The organism is Sneathiella glossodoripedis JCM 23214, assembly GCF_000616095.1.
Lineage (GTDB): Bacteria > Pseudomonadota > Alphaproteobacteria > Sneathiellales > Sneathiellaceae > Sneathiella > Sneathiella glossodoripedis.
On record NZ_BAMS01000001.1, the window covers coordinates 1,183,451 to 1,201,513 of the forward strand.

At 48.2% G+C, this 18,063-nt stretch carries 15 protein-coding genes and 2 pseudogenes; 7 read left to right on the forward strand and 10 right to left on the reverse strand.

All coding sequences use genetic code 11. The annotated features are described in order from the left end of the window. Positions 1 to 100 precede the first annotated feature (100 nt). The 3 genes from JCM23214_RS05890 to JCM23214_RS05900 all read left to right on the forward strand — a co-directional run bounded on the left by JCM23214_RS05890 (position 101) and on the right by JCM23214_RS05900 (position 2,162). Positions 101 to 559 carry a nucleoside deaminase gene (locus tag JCM23214_RS05890; RefSeq protein ID WP_037492609.1) on the forward strand — a complete coding sequence of 153 codons (459 nt, stop codon included), beginning with the start codon at positions 101 to 103 and terminating at the stop codon, positions 557 to 559. A 39-nt stretch (positions 560 to 598) separates the two neighbouring features. Then, positions 599 to 1,801 (forward strand): acyl-CoA dehydrogenase family protein, encoded by a 1,203-nt coding sequence (locus JCM23214_RS05895; RefSeq protein WP_025898124.1) that lies wholly within the window; start codon positions 599 to 601, stop codon positions 1,799 to 1,801. 130 nt (positions 1,802 to 1,931) lie between these two features. Beyond that, the gene (locus tag JCM23214_RS05900; protein WP_025898125.1) at positions 1,932 to 2,162 is read left to right on the forward strand and encodes a hypothetical protein; all 231 of its coding nucleotides are present in this window, start codon (positions 1,932 to 1,934) and stop codon (positions 2,160 to 2,162) included. A gap of 25 nt (positions 2,163 to 2,187) precedes the next feature. Here JCM23214_RS05900 and JCM23214_RS19365 read toward each other — a convergent pair. From JCM23214_RS19365 to purD, 3 genes and pseudogenes are all read right to left on the reverse strand, one after another. After that, a pseudogene (locus JCM23214_RS19365) lies at positions 2,188 to 3,244 on the reverse strand (phosphotransferase). Positions 3,245 to 3,278: 34 nt separating this feature from the next. Beyond that, positions 3,279 to 4,346: a phosphotransferase family protein gene (locus tag JCM23214_RS05910; RefSeq protein WP_025898126.1), complete on the reverse strand. Its 1,068-nt coding sequence runs from the start codon at positions 4,344 to 4,346 to the stop codon at positions 3,279 to 3,281. Positions 4,347 to 4,360: 14 nt separating this feature from the next. Further along, entirely contained in the window at positions 4,361 to 5,641 is a 1,281-nt protein-coding gene (gene purD / locus JCM23214_RS05915) for a phosphoribosylamine--glycine ligase (protein WP_025898127.1), read from the reverse strand. Between the two features lie 97 nt (positions 5,642 to 5,738). Here purD and xseA point away from each other — a divergent pair, with 97 nt between their 5' ends. Then, complete coding sequence (gene xseA, locus JCM23214_RS05920) at positions 5,739 to 7,169, forward strand: exodeoxyribonuclease VII large subunit (protein WP_025898128.1); 1,431 nt, start codon at positions 5,739 to 5,741, stop codon at positions 7,167 to 7,169. Next, entirely contained in the window at positions 7,166 to 7,981 is an 816-nt protein-coding gene (locus JCM23214_RS19370) for a M23 family metallopeptidase (RefSeq protein WP_037492611.1), read from the forward strand. Before xseA ends, JCM23214_RS19370 begins: the two co-directional genes overlap by 4 nt. Positions 7,982 to 7,987: 6 nt before the next feature. Here the strand turns inward: JCM23214_RS19370 and JCM23214_RS05930 are convergent, their stop codons facing one another. The 5 genes and pseudogenes from JCM23214_RS05930 to ubiA form a co-directional block, all read right to left on the reverse strand. Continuing rightward, positions 7,988 to 8,794 (reverse strand): 3'(2'),5'-bisphosphate nucleotidase CysQ, encoded by an 807-nt coding sequence (locus tag JCM23214_RS05930; protein ID WP_025898129.1) that lies wholly within the window; start codon positions 8,792 to 8,794, stop codon positions 7,988 to 7,990. Then, positions 8,791 to 10,146, reverse strand: coding sequence for a TldD/PmbA family protein (locus JCM23214_RS05935; protein ID WP_025898130.1), 1,356 nt, complete (start codon positions 10,144 to 10,146; stop codon positions 8,791 to 8,793). The genes JCM23214_RS05930 and JCM23214_RS05935 overlap by 4 nt, the downstream gene beginning before the upstream one ends. Positions 10,147 to 10,211: 65 nt before the next feature. Further along, positions 10,212 to 10,988, reverse strand: coding sequence for a sulfite exporter TauE/SafE family protein (locus tag JCM23214_RS05940; RefSeq protein ID WP_199899346.1), 777 nt, complete (start codon positions 10,986 to 10,988; stop codon positions 10,212 to 10,214). Beyond that, a pseudogene (locus tag JCM23214_RS19375) lies at positions 10,979 to 12,485 on the reverse strand (UbiD family decarboxylase). Before JCM23214_RS19375 ends, JCM23214_RS05940 begins: the two are co-directional and overlap by 10 nt. Before the next feature lie 9 nt (positions 12,486 to 12,494). Next, complete coding sequence (gene ubiA, locus JCM23214_RS05950) at positions 12,495 to 13,439, reverse strand: 4-hydroxybenzoate octaprenyltransferase (RefSeq protein ID WP_025898132.1); 945 nt, start codon at positions 13,437 to 13,439, stop codon at positions 12,495 to 12,497. A gap of 91 nt (positions 13,440 to 13,530) precedes the next feature. On the opposite strand from ubiA, the gene JCM23214_RS05955 reads away from it, so the two are divergent. Continuing rightward, positions 13,531 to 14,286, forward strand: a complete 756-nt coding sequence (locus JCM23214_RS05955; protein ID WP_025898134.1) for a 16S rRNA (uracil(1498)-N(3))-methyltransferase — start codon at positions 13,531 to 13,533, stop codon at positions 14,284 to 14,286. A 138-nt stretch (positions 14,287 to 14,424) separates the two neighbouring features. Then, on the forward strand, positions 14,425 to 15,792 hold the full coding sequence (locus JCM23214_RS05960; protein WP_025898136.1) for a glutamate--cysteine ligase: 1,368 nt from the start codon (positions 14,425 to 14,427) through the stop codon (positions 15,790 to 15,792). Here JCM23214_RS05960 and JCM23214_RS05965 read toward each other — a convergent pair. Both JCM23214_RS05965 and tldD read right to left on the reverse strand, forming a co-directional pair. Further along, complete coding sequence (locus JCM23214_RS05965) at positions 15,786 to 16,613, reverse strand: hypothetical protein (protein ID WP_148301777.1); 828 nt, start codon at positions 16,611 to 16,613, stop codon at positions 15,786 to 15,788. The genes JCM23214_RS05960 and JCM23214_RS05965 overlap by 7 nt on opposite strands. Next, positions 16,597 to 18,030, reverse strand: a complete 1,434-nt coding sequence (tldD, locus tag JCM23214_RS05970) for a metalloprotease TldD (RefSeq protein WP_025898140.1) — start codon at positions 18,028 to 18,030, stop codon at positions 16,597 to 16,599. Before tldD ends, JCM23214_RS05965 begins: the two co-directional genes overlap by 17 nt. Positions 18,031 to 18,063 lie beyond the last annotated feature (33 nt).

Here is an 18,063-nt window from a genome sequence, read left to right on the forward strand (position 1 = left end):
GCCTCCTCCAGTTTCAACTCAATAGAAGAAGCGATTTGTCCAAAATAATTCTGCCAAGCTTACATCTTGACGTAAGTTCTTTGTCGGGTCACTTTGCGTCATGGATTTTGAACTGACAAATTACATGGAAGAGGCGCTGCATACCGCCGAACTGTCCGCCAGACGCGGTGAAGTTCCTGTCGGGGCAGTTGTAGTGGATAACAAAACCGGTCGAATTGTTGCAAAGACAGGCAACCAGATGATTGGCAGATTTGATCCAACAGCACATGCAGAGATGCTGGCCATTCGGGCCGCTGCGGGAATGGTGGGTAGTCAGCGTCTGGTTGATTGCGATATGTATGTAACACTGGAGCCGTGCCCAATGTGTGCTTCGGCAATCTCACTTGCACGTATCCGTCGCCTGTATTTTGGGGCTTTTGATCCCAAAGGAGGCGGTGTGGAGCATGGTCCCAGAATTTTTGACCAATCAACATGTCATCATAAACCTGAAATTTATGGTGGCATTGGTGAGGCACAAGCAGGTAGACTGCTAAAGGAATTCTTTGCGTCACGACGCTAGAAAAAATCGAAAAAAGAAAAACAATAAAAGGGGAGTCTTATGAATTTCGAATATTCAGACAAAGTGAAAGATTTGCAGGCACGTGTGCAGGCATTTATGGACGAACATGTTTACCCTGCCGAAGAAATTTTTGAAGAGCAGGTTAATGAAGGTGATCGTTGGCAACCAACAGCAATTGTTGAAGAGTTGAAAGAGAAGGCTAAAGCCGCGGGTCTTTGGAATCTGTTTTTGCCGGAAAGTGACCGCGGGGCCGGGCTCACAAACCTGGAATATGCACCGCTTTGCGAAATCATGGGCCGTGTACATTTTGCGCCTGAAGTTTTCAACTGTTCCGCTCCTGATACAGGTAATATGGAAGTCTTTGAACGCTATGCGAACGAAGAGCTGAAAAAGAAATGGCTGGAGCCATTGCTGGCCGGTGAAATTCGGTCTGCATTTGCTATGACAGAACCACGGGTCGCCTCATCTGATGCGACGAATATCGAAAGTGATATCAAGCGTGACGGCGATGAATATGTCATCAATGGCAGAAAATGGTGGACTTCCGGTGCGATGGATCCGCGTTGTAAAGTTCTCATTTTTATGGGTAAAACTGACAAGACAGCCCCTACACACAAACAGCAATCAATGATTGTTGTTCCGATGGAAACACCGGGTATTACAATCCGCCGGTTCCTGCCTGTCTTTGGGTATGATCATGCGCCACATGGGCATGCGGAAGTTGATTTCGAAAATGTGCGCGTACCTGCGGATCATATCCTTCTCGGTGAAGGGCGTGGTTTTGAAATTGCACAAGGACGGCTTGGCCCGGGACGTATTCACCATTGCATGAGGCTGATCGGTGTAGCAGAGCGTGCGTTGGAAAAAATGTGTAATCGGGTTGAAAATCGGGTTGCGTTTGGCAAAAAAGTTTCAGAGCAGACCGTAACATTGGAGCGCATTGCAGAATCGCGCGCGATGATCGAACAGGCTCGCCTACTTACTCTTAAGGCCGCGTACATGATGGATACGGTTGGCAATAAAGAAGCTAAGGCTGAGATTGCAATGATCAAGGTGGTAGCACCGAACATGGCTTGTAAAGTCATCGATTGGGCTATTCAGGCGCATGGCGGTGGTGGCGTTACCAGCGATTTTGGTCTGGCCGCTGCGTATGCCGGAGCCCGCACACTGCGTCTTGCTGATGGTCCTGATGAAGTTCATCGTAACCAGATCGCACGTCTTGAGCTGAAAAAATATCGCTAGGCAGCGCATAAAGAAGTCAAAATTGAACTTTAGATTAAGCCCCGGCAATAAACCGGGGCTTTTTCTTTGCATCTGCCGGGTGGCTCTTATATACAATCGCTACTTCGGCGTTGTTTAACTAGGTGATAGAATGTTCAAGACAGCAGGTTGGATCGTGGCAGCATTAGTTCTGGTTGCGATTGGCTTCCAATATAAATATGAAAGTCTTGATCCATGTGAATGGCTTACACAGGAAATGGCGCTATCTACCGGTTTACCCAGTATTCAGGGGCTTGGGGCTGCAGCCGATACCGTAATGAGCAAAGGTGAGTGTTTGCAAAACTGGATGGACCTGCGTGTAAAGGACGCAGAGAGCAAATGAGCCGGATTTCTCCGGCTCTTGTCTTTTAGATTTTCTTTTCTGCTTTGAGAATATTCTTTGCGCCCAAATCAGCTAGCATTCGGGCGAATGCCCCATATGTTTTTGCTTTGTCGGAGCTAGCATTCCCATCTAGACCGCGTTTGTAGACACCTTGAACAATCGCGGCCAAACGGAAAAAAGAAAACGCGATGTAAAAATGCCAGTTTTCAATTCCGTCACGTCCAGTGCGCTTGCAATATGCATCAATATACGCCTGCTCTGATGGTATTCCGCTTTCTGCATAGTTTGTATTTACCAGTCCACCTGAGACGGGATGCATAAAGTGATAGGTCATGCAGTTGTAGGCAAGATCAGCCAAAGGATGTCCAAGTACATAACTCCCAGTCAAGAACAGCGACAACCTCAGGCTTGGTTGGGTGAATAATCATGTTTTCCAGACGATAGTCACCGTGGCATATGGTATTTTCCAGATGCTTGGGCATATTTTCCGGGAGCCATTCGATGAGTTTTTCCATCGTTGGCACTTCTTCCGTTTCCGAAGCTCTGTATTGCTTGGTCCAACGTCCGATTTGGCGTTCAAAATAGTTGCCCTGCTTACCAAAATCAGAGAGTCCGGCGGCTTCAATATTGACGTTATGCATTTTAGCCAATGTGTCATTCATGGCATCGTAAATGGCCGCTCGTTCATCAGCTTCCATACCCGGAAGTTCAGGCTTTCGCAAGATGCGCCCTTCCACCTTTTCCATAATGTAGAAAGGTGTTCCGATGATGTCATCGTCTTCACAGAGTGTATATGTCTTGGCAACCGGTACGTCAGTATCCTGCAAGGCGGACATGATCCGATACTCGCGATCAACCGCGTGGGCGGACGGCAAAAGGACCCCAGGTGGTTTTTTGCGCATCACATATTCCTGATCCGGAGTATGTAATAAAAATGTGGGGTTGGATTGGCCGCCTTCAAACTGGCTGACGGTGAGCGGACCCTTAAATCCGTCTACATTTTCCTGCATATATTGATACAGGTTGCTTTCGTTAAATACATGCGCCGGTCTTACCGGAGTCACTTCCGAATTGTCTGACATAATGCTACCCGTTTTTGTTATTTTCGCTATTGGGTTATCTGTTTAGGATTAACTCTACCTGCTGCCAACCTTTCTTGGCAAGAGGCTTGGCTTTTTTACCCATATCAACCGCGTGTTGACTGCTGGCAGTGCCGTCTACAACACGCCCCATAATCCCTTGTAAAATAGCAGCGAGGCGAAACATGTTGTATGCCATATAATAATCCCAATGGGGAATTTCGCTGCGGCCAGTGCGGCTGCAATATAATTGCACATATTCTTCTTCTGCCGGGATTCCCAAGGACTTGAGGTCAAGCCCATAAAGTCCGCGAAAGAGTTCTGGCTCAAGTCGCCAAGTCATACAGTGATAAGAGAAATCAGCGAGTGGGTGACCAAGGGTGGAAAGTTCCCAGTCCAGTATCGCAATTACTTTTTTGGTGTCGCGGTCTATGATTGTGTTATCCAGTCGATAGTCACCATGGACAATGGATGTCTCATCACCTGCAGGAATGTTTTTAGGGAGCCATTCCATGAGTTTGTTCATTTCTGGAATGGTTTCGGTTTCAGAAGCTTTATACTGTTTGGTCCATCGATTTATCTGACGGGCCAGATAATCTGTGGGTTTTCCAAAGTCTTCCAGACCGGCTGCTTTATAATCTACTTGATGTAACCGCGCGATTGAAGCATTCATGGAGTCAAATGCCGCTGCACGCTGATCGTTTGTAAAGTGAGGCAAAGCCGGATCCCACTCGATATCCCCATCGACGAAATCCATTACATAAAACATGGTCCCGATGACTGTCTCATCTTCACACAGGCACCATGTTTTCGGTACCGGTACTCCGCTTCCGCTTAAACCAGAGAGGACTTTATACTCGCGATCCACCGCATGGGCGGAGGGAAGTAATTTTCCAGGCGGTTTCTTTCGAAGGACATATTTTTTGTGCGGTGTGATCAGGAAGTAGCTAGGGTTGGATTGCCCTCCTTTGAACTGACGTACTTCCAAGGGGCCAGAAAAACCCTCGATATTTTTTTCCAGATAATTTTTGAGTGCAGTTTCATCAAGCTTGTGTGTTTCCTGCACTTCCATCGTTCCGGAAAACTGTGCCGAACTGTCAGTCATAGGTTCCTCTTTCTTTATTTTTGTTTTTCCCGTTCTATGGCTCTCCAGCCGATATCAGAGCGGCAGAAACCATCTGGCCACTCAATGTCTTTTATAGCGGCATAGGCTTTGCCAGCAGCATCCGTAACAGTAGATCCAAGCGATGTGATGCCCAATACCCGGCCGCCGGTTGCGAGAATTTTTTCACCATCTCGCTTGGTGCCCGCATGCAGAACGTAAACATCGTCGTGAGTGGCAGCCTTGTCCAGGCCCTTAATTTCGGTATTCTTTTTGTAAGATGAAGGATACCCATTTGCAGCCATCACAACCACCATTGCAACGTCATCTGCCCAGTCCAATGTGATATCACTCAACTGGCCGTTTGTTGTTGCCAGCAATGCAGGTAGTAAGTCACTTTTTAAACGCGCCATCAGAACCTGAGCTTCTGGATCACCAAAACGGACGTTGTATTCTATGAGTTTGGGGCCCTCAGCGGTAATCATCAGGCCGGCATACAAGACACCTGTGTATGGACACCCTTGCTCCGCCATCGCTTTGACCGTCGGTCTAATAATACGTTCAAGGGTCAGTTCAACCATCTCGTCAGTCATCACTGGAGCGGGTGAATAGGCCCCCATACCCCCTGTATTGGGGCCTGTGTCACCATCCCCAACCCGCTTGTGATCCTGCGCGGTTGCAAGCGGCAGTATATGCGTGCCATCTGTCAGTACAAAAAAGCTGGCTTCTTCGCCTTGCATAAATTCTTCAATTACAATTTCCGCACCAGCATTCCCAAACATTCCGCCCAGTATCTCATCGACCGCTTTCTCAGCATCTGCCATCGATTGGGCAATAATCACGCCTTTGCCCGCTGCAATACCATCAGCCTTGATGACGATAGGAGTGGATTGTGTTTTTAAATATTCTTTGGCTTTACCGGCGTCAGAAAAACGCTCATATGTGGCGGTCGGAATGTTATAGTCGCGGCACAGGTCCTTCATAAACCCTTTCGATCCTTCCAGCGCTGCCGCTGATTTGCGGGGGCCGAAGGCCGCAATCCCTGCGGCAGTCAGATCATCGACAAGACCTGCAACGAGGGGTGCTTCGGGTCCGACAACAACGAAGGAAATATCGTTGCTATTGCAGAATTCGATCACGGTATCAGAATCGTCAGTATTCAGTGAAATACATTGTGCGAATTCAGCGATCCCCCCATTACCGGGTGCACAGAATAGAGTGCCAATTTGAGAAGACTTGCCAAGCGCCCAGCAAAGGGCATGTTCACGGCCACCAGAGCCAATTACCAGTACATTCATTTTATGACGCGCTATTTTTCTAAAATCCTAGTCTCGACATGAGCGAATAAGTTTGTAGCATAAGAGTCAGGCGATAAAAACAGGGTATAAGCAGGTCGTGTCAGAATTTACCAGTACGGGCAGTAATGCTCATGAATTTACTGTTTCGGAACTAAGTGGCGCTTTGAAGCGAACAGTTGAGGATCAGTTTGGGCATGTTCGTGTAAGGGCGGAAATTTCGGGGTTGAAGCAGGCTGATTCAGGGCATGTATATTTGACCCTGAAAGACGACAAAGCTGTTTTGGATGGCGTTATGTGGCGCGGGTCTGCTGCGAAACTATCCTTCAGGCCTGAGGATGGTCTTGAGGTTGTTTGCACAGGTAAATTGACGACCTATCCCGGTCGCTCAAAGTATCAGATCGTCATTGACAGTATGGCGCCAGCAGGTGTTGGCGCGTTGATGGCGTTGCTGGAGGAGCGTAAAAAGAAACTGGCAGCGGAAGGCCTTTTCGCGCAGGAGAGAAAAAAACCGCTCCCCTATATGCCAAAAGTGATTGGTGTTGTGACCTCGCCAACAGGTGCGGTCATTCGTGATATTCTGCACAGGCTTCGGGATCGATTTCCAACTCACGTGCTTTTGTGGCCGGTTTTGGTGCAGGGTGAAACCGCGGCCAGTCAGATTGCCGGTGCCATTCGCGGTTTCAATGCGATCGAAGGGGAGGGAGATGTTCCGCGTCCCGATTTGATCATTGTCGCAAGAGGTGGCGGCAGTCTTGAGGATTTATGGGCGTTCAATGAAGAAGAAGTGGTTCGTGCGGCGGCTGAGAGCAGCATTCCTTTGATTTCCGCAGTGGGTCACGAGACGGATACCACTTTAATTGACTATGTTTCGGATCAACGGGCGCCAACTCCGACAGCGGCGGCAGAAATGGCGGTCCCTGTCCGATCAGAACTATTGGCCTACACTGATGACTTGGACAGGCGTGTTCGCCGCGGTCTGCTTCGGTTAATTGAAGACAAGAGAGACAGGCTTAGAAATCTGGCAAGGGGGTTAAGAGACCCTCAATCCATGCTGCAGGACAAAATCATGCATCTGGATCATCTGGACAATCGACTGCAAAGCAGCATGAGAAATCAGCTTACATCTCGTCAGCAAGCTTTCGCTGGCCTGTCAGGCCTTTTACGCCCTGAGTTGCTCAGTCGCGGTATCACGCAAAATCTGGAGCGCATAGATAGTTTCAGCGGGCGAATGCTGAGGGCGGTTAGTGTCATAAATTCAAGAGCGAATGATCGCCTTCAATCAAATGCCCGGTTATTGGAAAGCCTTTCTTTTAAGAAAGTGCTCTCGCGTGGCTACAGTATTATCAAGGATGAAAAGGGCCGAGTGATCAAGAGTGCGAGTGAGGCCAGTGAAGGCTTGTCTGCCATTGCCGAGTTTTCAGATGGTAACAGGCATTTGCTATTCACAGACAAAACCGTAGCAGCAGAGAAGCCTAAAAGGGCTTCGAAGCCGAAAAGATCCGAGCCTGATCAGGGTACTTTATTATGAGGAAGTTATTATACCTGATCACGTTGTTGTCCTTTTGGGCTGTCGCAAGTCCGCTTGCACGTGAGCTTACTTTGAATGGTGATTTTGTTCAGGGTGGCCTTGTCGTTGGAAAAACTTTGCCGGGCACTCAAATATGGTTGGATGATAGACCAGTCCGTGTGGGTGAAGAGGGTCAGTTTGTTTTTGGTTTTGGCCGCGATTTTAATTCCAAAGCAGTTCTGAAGGTCAGGTTTCGGGACGGGCGTGAAATTCTCAAACCGTTGAAAATTGAAAAGCGACAGTATCAGGTAGAGCGAATAGACGGGCTCCCTCCGTCCAAGGTCACACCCAGTGACAAGTTTTTAGCCCGAATTCGTGCGGAGAATGCGGAAATTGCCAAAATTAGAAGCATTGATACAAACGAAAACTGGTTTGCCTCAGGTTGGGTGCTGCCGGTTGAGGGGCGAATAAGTGGTGTGTTTGGAAGCCAGCGGGTATTAAACGGAATCCCAAAGCGACCTCACTATGGGCTTGATATTGCGGCACCCACAGGCACGAAAGTTATCGCTTCAACTGACGGTCTCATCCGAATGGCGGAAGCAGATTTATACTACACAGGCGGCACCATAATGATTGATCATGGATTTGGATTGGTGTCGGTATATTCTCATCTGTCCAAATTGTATGTGAAAGCAGGGCAATTTGTGAAACAGGGTGAGGCCATTGGCGAGGTTGGCTCTACAGGGCGCTCAAGTGGGCCCCATCTGGATTGGCGATTAAACTGGTTTAAGGAAAGGCTTGATCCGGAGCTACTGCTAAAACAGTCAAACTAGGGCAGGTTATTTGCGTTTGTGAACCGGGATAAAGTCAGCGAGCAATGTCATCAAAGGCGGATGTAATGAAGCGCCGCAGGAGATTACCGTATCATGGAGCGGTCGTTCCTGATTATATATCAGCTTTTCCCCCTTTGTCGTAGTTGTGATGCCGCCAGCTTCAGATAAAATGAGATCTGCGGCGGCTATATCCCAGTCACTTTTGGCCGAAAGTGAAAGAGACGCATCAAAAGCCTTATTGGCAACCACGGCTATGCGATAGGCAATTGAGTTCAAATGGTCAAATTCAGCGCCCGGGACTTCGTTTAACCATTTGTGCCATTCAAAAGCCTTACGACTTGCAAGCAACTTAATACGGGTCAGATCGGTTTTGGTTCCGCATTCAAGTTTACGGCCATTTAGGCGGGAGCCTTGTCCTTCTACCGCCTCGAAAAATTCGTCAGTGACGGGGTTGAAGAGGGCGGCAACAACGGGTTTACCCTCTTCGACAAGAGCTGCGGATATCGTAAATTCAGGCTTTCCCGCGATGAATGATCGGGTTCCATCGATTGGATCAACTATCCACACGCGGCTTTTCGTCAGCCGATCTTTATCGTCGGCGGTTTCCTCGGATAGCCAACCATAATCCGGGTGGGCGGTCAATAAATGCTCTTTAAGGAAAGCATCAATTTCAAGATCAGCTTCACTAACCGGATCGCCGGGATTTTTATCCCAGCTTTTTACCTCGCCATGAAAATATTTCAGGGCTATTTTCCCGGCTGCGCGCACTGAAAATTTCAGCTCCTGCAGTTCGGTCGCAAATCGGTGTGTCACGTACCTGCCACCATCATACCTTCAACGCGCAAGCTTGGGGCGTTTGTTCCGAACTTAAACTCCAGATCGTCCGCTGGTGTCATGTTCAAGTACATGTCCTTCAGATTTCCTGCCACGGTTAGTTCCGATACTGGAAAAGCGATTTCTCCGTTTTCAATCCAGAAGCCGGATGCCCCGCGGCTGTAATCGCCGGTCACACCGTTGACACCGAAGCCGATGAGGCTGGTAATGTAAAGGCCTGACTTGATATCAGCGATCAAGTCCTTAAGGGGTAAATCTCCTGCCTGCATATACAGATTGGTTGTGCTTGACCCTGGAGGGGAAGATGTCCCTCTTGTGGCACGGCCATTACTCTTAAGGCCAAGTTGTTTTGCCGACGCGGTATTTAATATCCAGCTTGTCAGGTGGCCATCTTGAATGAGATCAATTCGGTCGTTTCTTACGCCTTCGCCGTCAAACGCCTTGGATGCAATGCCACGTATGCGGTGAGGATCATCAGTAATATTAATGCCTTTTGCAAATACAGGCTTATCCATATGGTCTTTCAGAAAGCTGGTTCCGCGAGCCACGGCCGCACCGGAAATTGCCCCTGCGAAATGCCCAAGAAGACTTCCTGAAACACGAGTGCTGTAGACCACAGGAACATGTGCAGAAGGCATTTTACGTGAGTTCAGGTTGGCAACCGCTCGTTCACCAGCACTTCTGCCAACTTCTTCAGGGGATTTTAAATCACTGAAATGTCTCTTGCTGTCATAGTCATAGTCACGTTCCATCGACGTGCCCTCACCGGCGATGACAGAGACACCAACTGAGTAGCTGGAACCTGAATATGTTCCTCTAAACCCATTGGAGGAGGCGAGAGCTACTGATGTATGTCCGAAAGAAGCAGAAGCTCCTTCCGAGTTTGTAATGCCATCTACCGAGCGTGCAGCCTCTTCCGCTGCGGCTGCGCTTTTCGCAAGCTCTTCGGTTGACCGCAGAGTGCCGTCATAGAGGTCAAGTTCTGGAATGTCGGTTGCGAGAAGTTCTGGATCCGCTAATGAGCAATACGGATCTTCAGGCATATTTTTAGCCATTGCAATTGCCCGCTCTACAAGCTCATCGAGAAGTTCCTCTTTGCTATCATTTGAGGAGACAAATGCTTGCTGTTTGCCAATGAGAACACGTAGGCCAAGATCATGCGCCTGCGAGCTTTCCACTTCTTCGATTTCGCCCAGCCTATAGGAAATACTGGTAGAAGATCCTTGAATACGAACAGCATCCACGCCATCGGCACCGCTTGCCAAAGCTTTGGCGACGAGATCTTCCAGAATATTCAGTGAGTTTTGTTCGTTGGCTTTATGATCAGACATTTTTTTCCAGATTCGAAAGATTTTAGACTTACATATAAGGTAAGGACTGACATGTTTAAATGAAATCAGAAAATTTGTAAAAATCCGTTACGGCCATCCCAAAGTAATTTAAGGCCTGTGGCAAATAACAGAACATAAGCAATGCGGTAAAAAAGCTCTTTGGGTACCAGGTGATGAAGTTTGACCCCAAGCCAAATTCCAATTGGTGCAAGAGGTGCGAGCACAAGAGATGTCGAAAGATTTTCCAAGGAAAATTGACCTAGATAGGTGTAGGGAATCAATTTTACGTAATTGACGACAAAGAAAAACCAGACCGATGTACCAACGAACAAAGTTTTGTTGATCTTTTGCGGCAGCATATAAAATTGAAGGGGCGGACCTCCGGCATGTGCAACGAAACTTGTAAAGCCGGAAAGACTACCCCAAAAAGTTCCTCTGCTGACACTTGGGCCTTGATCTGTTTTTGCCGGCCTGAGCTTTAACCAATGGTTTAATGTAAAGAGGACAGCAATTAGGCCAATCAGCAGGCGAATATAGTCGTCGTTTAGATATGAAAAACTGAACGCACCGATAATGATGCCAATTACGGCACCGGGTAATATACATAACAGGTTTCGCCAGTGGGCCGTTTTGCGATAGGCGATCAGTCCCATTATGTCCATTGTACATAGAATGGGCAGTACAATTGCAGCTGCCTGAGTTGGCGAAATGACTAGGGTCATCAGTGGAACACCAATCATACCAAGGGAGCCTGCGAACCCGCCTTTGGAGATACCGACAATCAACATTGCAGGTATTGCAGCAACATAAAAAAACGGGTCGCCTATAAAATTCATTTCCATATGGGTTTACCGCTGCCGGGTAACCCCAGTTTTTCCCAGCTTTCAGTAATTTTGTTGACGACTTCTTCGCTCATTTGGATTTTTTCACCCCATTCCCGGTGGGTTTCAGGGGGCATTTTATTTGTTGCATCCAATGCGAGCTTCCCGCCTAATCCGGATTCTGGGGATGCAAAATCCAGATAATCTATCGGCGTATTTTCAATTTTTGTGATGTCGCGAACAGGATCCATCCGTGTCGATACCGCCCACATGACATCTTTCCAGTCTCTAGCATCTATGTCGTCATCCACGATAATCAGAAACTTCGTATACATGAACTGGCGCAAAAATGACCATGCTCCCATCATTACGCGTTTAGCATGCCCCGGGTACGCCTTTTTCATCGATATGACAGCAATCCTGTAGCTGCACCCTTCGGGAGGGAGCCAAAAATCAACGATTTCCGGGAACTGTTGCTGAAGTAGAGGAATAAACACCTCGTTTAAAGCTTCGCCGAGGACACTGCTCATCGGGCGGCCGACCGGTGAATGTTGACAGATAGACCGGGTTTTTACGCATTGTTATTGCGGTAACTGTAAAAACCGGAAAGGGTTCAACCGAGTTATAGTAACCCGTGTGATCGCCATACGGTCCTTCATCTTCGTAATCGTCAAGCGAGACATATCCTTCAAGAATAATCTCGGCAGTGGCGGGAACTTTCAGAGGAACCGTTTTACAATCAACCAGTTCCACCTTTTCCCCCCGTAAAAGGCCAGCGAACTGGTATTCAGACAATGTATCGGGAACTGGTGTCACCGCTGCCAAAATTGTTCCGGGATCTGCGCCAATAACAGCGGCGACAGGCAGTGGTTCGGTTTTTTCTTTTTTCCATCGTTGAAAATGCTGGGCTCCACCGCGATGTTTGAGCCATCGCATGATTGTTCTGTTCTTACCCAGTTTCTGCATTCGGTAGATGCCAAGATTAAAATTATCGGCTTTTTCATTGCCCGGCCCTTTTGTCACGACCAAAGGCCAGGTGATCAATGGGGCCGGCTCCCCGGGCCAGCAAGTTTGAATGGGTAAATTATTCAAGTCGATTTGATCACCAGTTAGTACCACCTCCTGACAAGGGGCGCCGCGAACGGTTTTGGGTCGCATTGACATCGCATTTTTAAGCACTGGTAGCATACCAAGTGCTTCTCGAATACTGGCAGGTGGCTCAGGTTGCCTCAGAAATGCAAGCGTTTCTCCTACTTCCCGTAGTTCTTCAGGTTTGCGTTGCATACCCATAGCGACACGATCAACTGTCCCAAACAAATTGACAAGAACCGGCATTTTTGCGGGTTCGCCATGCTCGTTAATCGGATTTTCAAAAAGAACTGCCGGTCCTTGTTCCGCGAGTAATCTTGTCTGAATTTCTGTCATTTCAAGGTCGGTTGAAACTGGTTCGCTCACACGCACCAATTTGCCTTCCTTTTCCAGCAGGGCCATGAAATCTCTTAACGATGCATAAGGCATTTCGTATCCTTAGAAAGAGGGGTTGAACTTACCGGCTACAATAGCGAATAGGACGATAGCGCCAAATATCTTGTTGGATTTGAAGAGCAAGAGACAGCGGTCTCCATCATCAATATCCAGTGTTCTTATTTGCCAGATTAAATGCGCCGCTGCAGCCGCCATAAGTGTGTAAAAGAGGATGCTGAGTTTAAGTAGAACTCCACATAGAATAATGGCGGCAATCGTGAGTGTGTAGAATGCGGTCAACCAAGAAGCAGTTTTCTGACCAAACTTTAACGCAGTAGATTTGACACCAATCAGAGCGTCATCTTCCTTATCCTGATGCGCATAAATTGTGTCATAACCCAATGTCCAGAATATGCCACCGATATAGAGAATGACTGAAATAAGTCCGACCTCCCCTTTGACGGCAGCCCAACCAAGCCAAGCACCATAGTTAAAGGCAAGGCCAAGAAAGAACTGAGGCCAGTATGTGAAGCGCTTTGCAAAAGGATAAATGACGACAAAAACGAGGCTGAATAAACCGACAAAAACTGCGAAGCTATTGAATTGTAAAAGAATTATAAGGCCTAGAAAGCATTGAAATGCTAGCCATATGAAGGCTTGCTTGACCGTAACCTGTCCACTTGGTATCGGGCGCTTGCGTGTGCGTTCAACTTTCCCATCAATATCCCGATCGGCCAAATCGTTGATCGTGCACCCTGCACCGCGCATAACAAGCGCGCCAAGTGCAAAAAGAATAAATAGGATAGGGTCGGGATATTGTCCGGGCGCTGTCGCCAGTGCAAGAGCCCACCAGCAGGGATAGAGGAGCAACCATGTTCCTATTGGGCGATCCAGTCTGGATAGCTTGAAATAGGGTTGGACGTTTTCAGGAGCGTATTTGTCTACCCAGTTCTGTCGGCTGGCGTCTGCAATAATTCGATCTTTATCCTGCTCATTGGAATTTTGCATATTCAGTTTATTACCCTTATGTCTGTGCCTAGGGTTTACCCGAATGCCGACATGACATCAATTGGGATTGAGCATAAAAGGAATTATGAAGATGGCGCAAAAGGAATATTCCGTTCGATTATACGTGGATGCAGGGTTGTCTCAGGATCAGGGCGTTGTTCTCGAGAAAGCTCAGTCCCATTATATTGGCACGGTAATGCGTCGAAAGCCGGGTGATAAAGTTCTGCTTTTTAACGGCCGTGACGGTGAGTGGCTCGGTGAAATTCAGGAAATTAAGAAAAACCATTCCCTGATCAGGCCAGTGGAGAGAACGCGAATACAGAAAAATGGTGCTGACATTGAATTGTGGTTTGCGCCCGTCAAGAAAACACAGACGGCACTGATAATTCAAAAAGCGACTGAGTTGGGTGTGTCTTGTCTGGTCCCGGTTCAGACGATGCGAACGCAGGCTGATCGATTGCGTGAGGATAAAATGTACCTGCAGGCCGTCGAAGCGGCGGAGCAATGCGAGAGATTAAGTGTTCCGAAAATTAAAGAGCTCACCAAACTCGATAAGGTATTGGCGTCACGAGAAGCAGATCGGGAGTTGATTTTCTGTCATGAAAGACGCGATTTGTCGGACCCTGTGGAAGTTTTGGAAGGAGTGGCGCCAAGCAATAAGGTTGCTATTCTCGTGGGTCCAGAAGGAGGCTTTACCGAAGAGGAACGAGAAAAAATTGCAAGCTGTGATGGGACGCACATTTTAGGTATGGGCCCCCGAATCTTGCGAGCAGAAACGGCGGTAGTGTCAGCTTTGACACTGTTTCAGGCACTTTGTGGTGATTGGCGCAGGGAATTAAGCGAATAGGTTACCGACGCGAAACAGATTTACTTGCATAATGAAAAGCGGATTAAGACTTGATGCTTCAGGTCCGATCTATTAATTGAAAGAAAAAGTCGGCGGGTGGGCGCTCAACCGACACTGAGCATAAAGAGGAAACCAAATATGTCCGGACCTGCCACTGGCAAAGCGACTCCCATTACCAGTAAAAGTCAACTGATTGAATTCGCACAAAGTGGGTGCAAGCCAAAGAAGGACTGGCGAATTGGAACCGAACATGAAAAATTTGGGTTCGATCTGAAAACGCTGCAGCCTCTTCCCTATGAGGGGCCAAACGGAATCAAGGCCATGCTCGAAGGTCTTCAAAGATTCGGCTGGGAGCCTCAGTATGAGGCAGGTAATGTTATCGCGCTTTCCATGAATGGTTACTCAGTTAGCCTGGAGCCGGGCGGGCAACTAGAGCTGTCTGGTGCGGCTCTTGAAAATCTGCATCAGACTTGCAGTGAAGTGCATACTCATCTGGCGCAGGTGCGTGAAGTTGGCGATGAAATCGGTGTCGGGTTTCTAGGACTTGGTTTCAGTCCGAAATGGACGCGCGAAGAAACACCTATGATGCCCAAAGGTCGCTATAATATTATGAAGGCCTATATGCCCCAAAAAGGTTCCCATGGGCTGGACATGATGTTTCGCTCCTGCACAGTTCAGGTGAATTTGGATTACGCCAGCGAAGCTGACATGATAAAAAAGTTCCGAACCAGCTTGGCTTTGCAACCACTTGCGACCGCATTATTTGCAAATTCACCATTTACGGAAGGCAAGCCGAACGGTCATTTGAGCCATCGGAGTTTCATTTGGACAGATACGGATCCTGATCGAACAGGGATGCTACCCTGGGTGTTCGAGGAAGGCTTTTCTTTCGAAAGATATGTTGATTATGCGCTAGATGTGCCGATGTATTTTGTCTATCGGGACGGAAAATACATTGATGTTTCCGGTAAATCATTCAGGGATTTCATGGATGGAAAACTACCGGGATTGGAGGGGGAAATCCCTAATCTTGTGGATTGGGATAATCATTTAACGACGTTATTTCCAGAAGTCCGTATGAAACGCTTTTTGGAAATGCGGGGCGCTGATGGCGGGCCGTGGCGGCGACTTTGTGCTCTTCCTGCATTTTGGGTTGGGCTTCTTTATGATGAAACTGCGCTGGATGCGGCTTGGGATCTCGTAAAAAACTGGAGCAATGAAGAGCGTCAGCAAATGCGTGAAGATGTCGTCGTTCATGCGCTTGCCACAAGGGTACCCGGTGGCCGCGATATGCGGGATTTGGCTCGTGAGGTTCTGAAAATTGCAAGCGCTGGGTTAAACGCTAGAAAAAGGCTGGATAGTTTTGGTGAGGATGAAGAGCATTTTCTAAATGCCCTCAAGAATATTGTCGAAAACGGCGTAACACCTGCCGAAGAGCTTCTGGCCAAATTCAACGGGGAATGGGCCGGAAATATTGATCAGGTATTTCGTGAATACGCTTACTGATCAACTGCGGCTTGAAGAAGCTGATTGAGCAGTTTCGGAGCTTCATCAGGTGTTTGCGCGATTGTTTTCAGCTGCTTAGCAATTTTCGAGTAGCTTTCATTGTTTGTTGCGTGGCCTCTGCGTCGACCCAGCTCTTCACGTAAAAGACCTGAAATCCGCTGGATTGCATTTGAATCCTTTACCTTGATCGGGTCAATCAGTAACTCTAAATACTTGTTGAGCGGAGGGGAGGGGGAAAGCCTACCAGTGCTTTCATCTCCTATGCGCTTCATGTAGCTGACGAGGGCATTTAGCTCAAATTCCGTTGGCTTAGGACCGCCGAATTCTGCTGTTATTACGTGTTCTGTAAATTCTGTTATTGTGTTTTTGGGGGCGATTGTCCCAAAAGGCCCAAGTTTTCGCAGATTTTGGAGGCTCGGGATTGTAACGGGGTTAAATTTTCCATCTTCAGCGCCTTCAAACCAGAACCTGTTCGTCAAATCAACCTGCCCGGCTTCTTTGGACAGTTCAGGGATGAAAAATTGCGGATTGCGGTTTCCAGCCGGATGGCAGCTATTGCATGAGAGGCCCATGCGAATTGACTTCTCCCCAAGTAAGGAAGGGGAGTTAAACAGTAGTTTCCCCAGTAATTCTGTTGGGGATAAAGGCTTGCTACCGATTAAAAACTCTGGCGTTTCTCGTTCCGGGTTTATTCGACTGCCCGGTGAAAGCCAGCTGGCCGGATCGGATTGAGCTGTTGATATGAACAGAAATGGGAAAAGGCTTGCAGCAATTGTGATGCGTATTCCTTTTCCATGATAACGCTTAGCTGGCCGTACCACCAACAGTGAGCCCGCCCAGCAGCATGGTTGGCTGGCCAACACCAACTGGCACGCTTTGTCCGCCTTTGCCGCAAGTGCCAATACCACTATCCAGCGCCATATCATTGCCGACAGCTTTTACTTTTTTCAAAGCTTCGCTTCCGGTTCCGATCAGTGTTGCGCCTTTGACCGGTGAAGTCAGCTTTCCATTTTCCACCAAATAGGCCTCAGTGCAGGAGAACACGAATTTCCCGGAGGTTATATCTACTTGCCCGCCTCCAAAATTGATCGCATACAACCCCTTCTTAACGGATGAGAGAATTTCTTCCGGGTCTTCTGTGCCGTTTGTCATATATGTGTTGGTCATCCTAGGCATGGGCTGGTGAGCAAAGCTTTCGCGGCGCCCATTACCGGTTGGCTCCACGCCCATGAGGCGGGCATTTTGCCGATCCTGCATATATCCTACAAGAATTCCATCTTCGATAAGTGTTGTACAGGAACTCGCGGTTCCTTCATCATCCACGCTCAGTGATCCTCGACGATCCGGAATTGTGCCATCATCCACGACAGTGACACCGGGAGCTGCCACACGCTCCCCGATGAGGCCAGAGAATACAGACGTTTTTTTGCGATTGAAGTCACCTTCAAGGCCATGCCCCACCGCTTCATGGAGGATAATGCCGGGCCAGCCTGGTCCAACAATGACATCCATTTCACCCGCAGGCGCATCTACGCTATCAAGATTGACAACAGCCTGTCTGAGGGCTTCATCGACAGCGGATTTCCAAGTCTCTTCTTTTAAATAGAAATCATAACCAGTGCGCCCCCCTGTTCCGTGGCTTCCGTTTTCACGACGCCCGTTTTGCTCGACCACAACGGATACATTCAATCTCACAAGTGGGCGAATGTCACCGGCACGCGCACCGCCCGCGCGAATAACCTCAATCGCCTGCCAGGAGCCACTAAGTGACGCAGAAACCTGAACCACGCGACTGTCCTTGCTTCGGGCGTATGCATCAATTGCTTCAAGCGTTCTAACTTTGGCGTCAAATGGGATTTCAGCTAAGGGGTTATCATCTCTGTAAAGGGCCCGGTTCGCGCCAGCCGGTGGCAATGCAATTGTACCGCTTTTCCCCGCGGTTACAGCTTTCACTGTGTTGGCGGCTTGCTGAATTGCTCTTTCACTAAGTTCAGATGCATGAGCGAAACCAGTGGCTTCACCTGATACGCTTCGAAGGCCAAATCCCTGTGTTGTGTCAAAACTCGCGCTCTTCAATCTTCCGTCATCAAAACTGAAACCTTCCGATTGGCGGTATTCCAAAAAGAGTTCACCGTCATCGGCACCAGATAAAGCATCATTCACAAGTCTTTCAGCACTACTCCTGTCCATTTCTGTATTTTCAAAGAACAGTTTGTTTGCGGTATTAATATCAGTCACTTAACGCTCCGGTTAGATGGATTGAACTCTGCG

Coding starts and splice junctions, on each gene's coding strand:
- JCM23214_RS05890 (WP_037492609.1), top strand. CDS start 101: ATGGATTTTGAACTGACAAATTACATGGAAGAGGCGCTGCATACCGCC.
- JCM23214_RS05895 (WP_025898124.1), top strand. CDS start 599: ATGAATTTCGAATATTCAGACAAAGTGAAAGATTTGCAGGCACGTGTG.
- JCM23214_RS05900 (WP_025898125.1), top strand. CDS start 1,932: ATGTTCAAGACAGCAGGTTGGATCGTGGCAGCATTAGTTCTGGTTGCG.
- JCM23214_RS05910 (WP_025898126.1), bottom strand. CDS start 4,346: ATGACTGACAGTTCGGCACAGTTTTCCGGAACGATGGAAGTGCAGGAA.
- purD (WP_025898127.1), bottom strand. CDS start 5,641: ATGAATGTACTGGTAATTGGCTCTGGTGGCCGTGAACATGCCCTTTGC.
- JCM23214_RS19370 (WP_037492611.1), top strand. CDS start 7,166: ATGAGGAAGTTATTATACCTGATCACGTTGTTGTCCTTTTGGGCTGTC.
- JCM23214_RS05935 (WP_025898130.1), bottom strand. CDS start 10,146: ATGTCTGATCATAAAGCCAACGAACAAAACTCACTGAATATTCTGGAA.
- JCM23214_RS05940 (WP_199899346.1), bottom strand. CDS start 10,988: ATGGAAATGAATTTTATAGGCGACCCGTTTTTTTATGTTGCTGCAATA.
- ubiA (WP_025898132.1), bottom strand. CDS start 13,439: ATGCAAAATTCCAATGAGCAGGATAAAGATCGAATTATTGCAGACGCC.
- JCM23214_RS05955 (WP_025898134.1), top strand. CDS start 13,531: ATGGCGCAAAAGGAATATTCCGTTCGATTATACGTGGATGCAGGGTTG.
- JCM23214_RS05960 (WP_025898136.1), top strand. CDS start 14,425: ATGTCCGGACCTGCCACTGGCAAAGCGACTCCCATTACCAGTAAAAGT.